Raw genomic sequence first — 5,805 nt, 5'->3', positions numbered from 1 at the left:
GTTTGGGTGGGGTATCGAGGGACTGGGGAGGGTTAGAGTTTATTCGTTTTCCCACGGTCATTTTACCCCACCCGCGCTGTCGCGCACCCTCCCCTTGCAAAGGGGAGGGCTTAATGAGTATTTCCCAAGCAATTCCCAGCATTAACGGACAAATCATCCTCGAAGGTGATTCCGGTTTAGGCAAATCCATGTTCCTGCGACACTTGCTCAAAACCTCACCCCGAACTATCGTTTACCTCCCAGCCCAAAAGTGCGATAAAGGAATCATCGAAGCCATCCAAATTAAACTCCACGGACAAGCACAGGATGCGGAATTCCTGAAAAACCTGATTTATAGCGGTGCAATAGATATCTGCATCGATGGACTCAACGAAGTCACAGCAGATACCCGCGCAAAAATCTGTCAATTCGTCGAAAGCTACTTCCGGGGTAACATCATCATGACTACCCAATCCCTAGAATGGACACCACCAAAAACCGCCAAAATCTACTACCTGCAAACCCTAACTCCCCAGCAAATCGAAGAATTTCTGATTTCCCGCACTCCCCTACTTCCCCAAGATGCCAAGCTCAAGGGTTTTGATTACGAAAAAGCTTGCAAAACCTACTTAGCCGAAACCCTGAATTCCCAACAATCCAGCGAAGAATTAGCCGCAAGCTTACGGATTCTTTCCAATCCAATGGATTTAACCCTGGTTTCGTTAATGATGGCACAAGGCAAGCAACCCAATCTTTTCAACCTCCAGGAACAGCAATATAAATTGATGGCAGAGGAATATTTGCGGGAATGGAAACACGACTTTCCCCTGAAAAAATTTGCCGCTACTGTCTATCAGCTTCGACTCAACGACCAACAAGCGTTACCCAGCGAGGAATTTCATCAAGAATTACTCAGTATGGAAGATGAGAAATACAAAATGGTTGTCAGTCGTCAATGGCAAGATAATAACGCTGAGGCAAAGAAAGAATGGTTTTTTCGCCACGATAAAATCATGGAATTTTTCCTCGTCCAGAACTTTCTCGGCAATAGCGATGATATCGAAGCCCGTCTCATTGACCACATGGGCGACCCGCGTTTTCGCGGAGTGTATTTTTTGTTGGGATTGCTGTTACCTGTAGATGCAGCCAAGGAATTACGGGAAAGGTTGATTCAATATGCAGCAGATACCAAAGACCATACCGTCAGCGACACATTTGTGCAATTATTGCGAACCAGATGAATGACCTCTCCCTGATTTTTGCTGTGCAAAAATCGTCCCTCCTCCGAAGTTTTGTGGAAGGAAACCTTCCCCACAAACTTCTCTCCTGCGAGGGGAGGGATAATATAACAACGATTTTCATATGAGTAAAATACGTTTATCTTGCTCCCCTTCCCTTGCAGGGAAGGGGTTGGGGGTTAGGTCATATTTTATTTATTGAATTGGTAGTGACAATCGCAAATAATATTTGCGATCGCACTGCGATTTTCCATCAAAAAGCTTGTAGGGGTGGGGTTTTCCCACCCTTGACCATATTTCACCCAAGTGAGAGATATTTATAGAGTGGGATGAAGTGCGATCGCTTTTAATTTTTAAGTTTAATTTGCGCTAAAGCGCAACTACAAGCGAAAATTAACTATTACCCAATTTTCATACCTTCGGTTTCAGATACTAATAATCTACCTTCACCGTTATAAGTCCAAACGTAACCTTCTCCACCACCTTTACCAAAATATCCTAATTTACAATAATCTTCTTTGATACCATTCGTAAAACCCTTTACCATGTCATAATCAGCAATTAAAACCTCTCCACTTCTCAGTTCAATTATTTTTGCTGGTGCTGGGGTTCCTGTTACTAGTTGCGCTTTTTGCTTTGGTAAAGATTTAATCACTATTCTCGAATTTCCATCAGTTGAACCAGCCATTTGTCGCCATTTTAATTTTTTCACACCCATGACAACATTATCCGAACAAAGTTGGAATATCCCATCATCTAATTCCCATTGTTCGCTTTCATTAATCTCAATTTCTGCATAGTTCAAAAAATTACCCTTTTGTCTTGGTTCGAGTTTGACTACACCCGTACCGCGATAAACTGGAGCATTGTAATCCATTTCTGTCATCAAAGAAACAAAAATATCTTTGAGACGATTGTCAGTTTTGTAAACTCCATAGTTAAGTTTACCAAAGCAACTATGCAAGCTTCCTTTTTGAATTACAACTCCAGTATTTTCTAGTTTTACTTCTACTTGCTGAACAAACGGAATACTTTTTGTTGGATGATAGAATTTATTGGTTTCTTTATTGATATTATTTTGGAGATACCATAAATCAGTCGGTTCCAATATGTTTACGGAATGTCGCATAATTTCATCTCTCTTAATTTCACTTAATTTGAGTTAATTCAAATGGTGATTTTCTAGCAGTTCCATGTAAACTACTAAGAAAACTATTTTGTCGGTTCTATTTTATACGGTAAATTTGAAAATGTCCGTTACTAGTGAAAAATTAAAATCCAAAATATAAAGACGTGATATATCACGTCTCTACAAATCCAAAATCCAAAATCCAAAATCTAATGACAGAAGAATTACTATATCGCTACCCTACTTTATACCCAGGTATTTTAGTCAAACGCTACAAACGCTTCTTAGCTGACGTGGAATTAGCATCAGGGGAAATCGTCACAGCACATTGTCCAAATACTGGTCCAATGACGGGAGTTTCCAAACCTGGAAGTGCTGTAATGCTCTCTTTGAGCGATAACCCTAACCGCAAATTAGCTCACACATTGGAATTAATTGAGGTGCATGATAACGAACCGACTTGGACTGGTGTAAATACGGCTTTACCAAATCGAATTGTCAAATTAGCACTCGAAAAATACTTGTTTCCAGAATTGGGAGATTACGCAAAAATCAAGGGAGAAGTACCCTACGGACAAGATAAAAAAAGCCGCATCGATTTTGTGTTAACAGGGAATGACACAGATAAACCGATTTATTTGGAAGTAAAAAATACAACTTGGGTAAATGGGAGATTAGCATTATTTCCCGATACAGAAACCACAAGAGGACAGAAACATTTGCGGGAATTAATGGCATTAATTCCCCACAGTCGCTCTGTAATGCTTTATTTCATTAATCGAAGTGATTGTACAGCATTTGCCCCTGGAGACAGCGCAGACCCCGTATATGGTAAATTATTGCGGGATGCGATCGCATGTGGTGTTGAGGTTTTACCTTGTAGTTTTGATGTTACTCCTGTAGGTGTTCGCTATTTGGGTTTATTGGAATGTAATTTTGCTCAATTAGTGTGAATAATCCTTATGACTGTGCTGAAACAAATTCAATTAATGGCTCAATATAATCAATGGATAAATCAGCGTATTTATCAAGTAGCCAAGCAATTACCAGATGAGAAATTAGCTGAAGATAAAAAAGCTTTCTTTTGTTCAATTTTAGGAACTTTGAATCATATTATGGTCGCTGATATTGTTTGGTTAAAACGTTTTTCAAAGCATCCATCACATCATGTTAGTCTCAACTATATTCGTCAACTTGAACAACCCGAAAATCTGAATCAAGTACTTTATGTTGATTTCGATATTTTGACTCAAAAGCGTCTTGAATTCGATGCTGTGATTATTGAGTGGTGTCAAGAAATTACCGATAACGATTTATCTTTTATGTTGCCATATAACAATATGAAAGGAGAACCATCCGTCAAAGAATTTGGAAGTTTGCTATTTCACTTTTTTAACCATCAAACCCATCACAGAGGGCAAGTAACTACACTTTTATCGCAAGAAAACATAGATATTGGAGTCACGGATTTGTTAATGTTAATTCCGAATGAATCAAATTAGCATAGTTCAAGTTAGTTCAAGTTAGTTCAAACAAATTAAAACAAATTGAATTAAATAAATAAATGACCCGATTTATTCACGACAAATTTGCCAAAGACTATTTAGAACAAATACTGCAACCCTATGGTAAGGTGACACCTTCTGCAAAAGTTGCAGGAGAAATTCAGGAAGTAGATATATTATTCAACCCTTCCGTATCGCAAAATTTGAGCTTGGATACCCTTGGCTTACTTGGAAAATTTACAGAATTTCCTGCATTAATAGAACCATTTAGAAATCCAGTGTCTGAAGATGAAATATGTGATTGTTTAGAAAAACTACTACGGGTTAGAGGAGTTTTACGAAGAGAAGCTAAACGAAATAATGCCTCTCTTCAAGACTCAGAAATTCCTAAATTATGGATTTTGACCCCAACAATCTCAGAGTCAAAGCTGTCAAAATTAAATGTATCCGCAAAAGAAGATTGGTTGACAGGAATATATTTTATTGGCGATATCCTGCGTACCGCAATTGTGAGAATTCACCAACTTCCGCGAACATCTGAAACCTTGTGGTTAAGACTTTTGGGAAGGGGTACAGTCCAACAGCAGGCTATTGAGGAAATAAGTTTATTATCACCTGACCATCCTTTTCAAAAAGCAACGCTAGAATTAATTTATAACTTGCGGGAAAACTTGAAAATTAATCAAAATTTAGAAGAAGATGACAGGGAGTTAATTATGCGACTAGAACCTCTTTATCAACAAGACAGAGAACAAGCAAAACAGGAAGGGAGACAAGAAGGAAGACAAGAAGGAAGGCAAGAAGGAGAACGTCTTGTTGTCGAAAATTTATTAAAAGTTCGCTTTGGTTCATTAGATGAAGAACTTCAAACAATTATCGAACCAATATTAGCCCTGACTCCCGAAGAATTTACACCACTACTAATTCAATTATCGCGGGAGGAATTGATTCAAAGGTTTAGTATTGAAAATATCTAATTCCACTTCATACCCACTTTTTGCTACCATCATAATCTCAAGGGCATTAAATCAAGGGCATTAAATTGGTGAATGTATGAGCAAAGGCACGTTATTTGATAAAGTTTGGGACTTACACACAGTTGGTACATTGCCATCAGGGCAAACCCAACTATTTATAGGATTGCACCTAATCCATGAAGTTACCAGCCCCCAAGCCTTTGCCATGCTACGAGAAAGAGGGCTAAAGGTATTATTTCCCGATCGCACTGTTGCCACGGTTGACCATATTGTACCCACCGAGAACCAAGCACGTCCATTTGTCGATAGTCTCGCAGAAGAGATGATGCAAGCATTGGAAAAAAACGTCAAGGATAACGGCATCGTCTTCCATAATATCGGTTCGGGGAGTCAAGGAATAGTCCATGTTATCGCCCCAGAACAAGGACTTACCCAACCAGGAATGACCATCGCTTGCGGTGATAGTCACACTTCCACACATGGGGCATTTGGTGCGATCGCATTCGGAATTGGTACTAGTCAGGTTCGGGATGTTCTCGCTTCCCAAACCCTGGCATTATCAAAATTAAAAGTCCGCAAAATCGAAGTTAACGGCACTTTACAACCTGGAGTCTATGCCAAAGACGTAGTTCTCCACATCATTCGTACTTTGGGGGTTAAAGGTGGTGTCGGGTACGCTTACGAGTTTGCGGGAAACACCTTTGAGAACATGGATATGGAAGAACGGATGACCGTTTGTAACATGGCAATCGAAGGTGGTGCCAGATGCGGTTACGTCAACCCCGATAGCGTTACCTACGACTACCTCAAAGGACGGGATTTTGCCCCCAAAGGTACAGACTGGGATAAAGCTGTGGCTTGGTGGGAATCCCTGAGAAGCGACGAAAACGCCAAATATGACGATATTGTCGTTTTCCAAGCCGAACACATCTCCCCCACCGTTACTTGGGGCATTACCCCCGGTCAAGGTATGGGAG

Annotated in this window: 5 protein-coding genes and 1 pseudogene; 5 read left to right on the top strand and 1 reads right to left on the bottom strand. The window is 40.0% G+C overall.

The genetic code is table 11. The annotated features are described in order from the left end of the window. Positions 1–125 precede the first annotated feature (125 nt). A pseudogene (locus tag CK510_RS25085) lies at positions 126–1,220 on the top strand (NACHT domain-containing protein); the annotation flags it as partial. A 397-nt stretch (positions 1,221–1,617) separates the two neighbouring features. On the opposite strand, the gene CK510_RS25080 reads toward CK510_RS25085, so the two are convergent. Further along, positions 1,618–2,346 carry an AIM24 family protein gene (locus CK510_RS25080; protein WP_095724269.1) on the bottom strand — a complete coding sequence of 243 codons (729 nt, stop codon included), beginning with the start codon at positions 2,344–2,346 and terminating at the stop codon, positions 1,618–1,620. A gap of 212 nt (positions 2,347–2,558) precedes the next feature. Here CK510_RS25080 and sfsA point away from each other — a divergent pair, with 212 nt between their 5' ends. The 4 genes from sfsA to CK510_RS25060 form a co-directional block, all read left to right on the top strand. Then, the gene (gene sfsA / locus CK510_RS25075) at positions 2,559–3,299 is read left to right on the top strand and encodes a DNA/RNA nuclease SfsA (protein ID WP_095724268.1); all 741 of its coding nucleotides are present in this window, start codon (positions 2,559–2,561) and stop codon (positions 3,297–3,299) included. Between the two features lie 9 nt (positions 3,300–3,308). Then, positions 3,309–3,848, top strand: coding sequence for a DinB family protein (locus CK510_RS25070; RefSeq protein ID WP_095724267.1), 540 nt, complete (start codon positions 3,309–3,311; stop codon positions 3,846–3,848). A gap of 62 nt (positions 3,849–3,910) precedes the next feature. Beyond that, positions 3,911–4,828, top strand: coding sequence for an RpnC/YadD family protein (locus CK510_RS25065; RefSeq protein ID WP_095724266.1), 918 nt, complete (start codon positions 3,911–3,913; stop codon positions 4,826–4,828). 76 nt (positions 4,829–4,904) lie between these two features. Then, positions 4,905–5,805 (top strand): aconitase family protein (locus CK510_RS25060; RefSeq protein WP_245912427.1); only part of this gene is annotated, 901 nt, incomplete at its 3' end.

The sequence above is a fragment of the Brunnivagina elsteri CCALA 953 genome, from assembly GCF_002289455.1.
In the GTDB taxonomy this organism is placed as follows: Bacteria; Cyanobacteriota; Cyanobacteriia; order Cyanobacteriales; family Nostocaceae; genus Brunnivagina; species Brunnivagina elsteri.
This window is presented reverse-complemented; position numbering and strand designations above follow the sequence as displayed.

What these genes read in the sequence shown, in the direction of transcription:
- CK510_RS25065 (WP_095724266.1), top strand. Translation starts at nt 3,911, where the DNA reads ATGACCCGATTTATTCACGACAAATTTGCCAAAGACTATTTAGAACAA.
- sfsA (WP_095724268.1), top strand. Translation starts at nt 2,559, where the DNA reads ATGACAGAAGAATTACTATATCGCTACCCTACTTTATACCCAGGTATT.
- CK510_RS25080 (WP_095724269.1), bottom strand. Translation starts at nt 2,346, where the DNA reads ATGCGACATTCCGTAAACATATTGGAACCGACTGATTTATGGTATCTC.
- CK510_RS25070 (WP_095724267.1), top strand. Translation starts at nt 3,309, where the DNA reads ATGACTGTGCTGAAACAAATTCAATTAATGGCTCAATATAATCAATGG.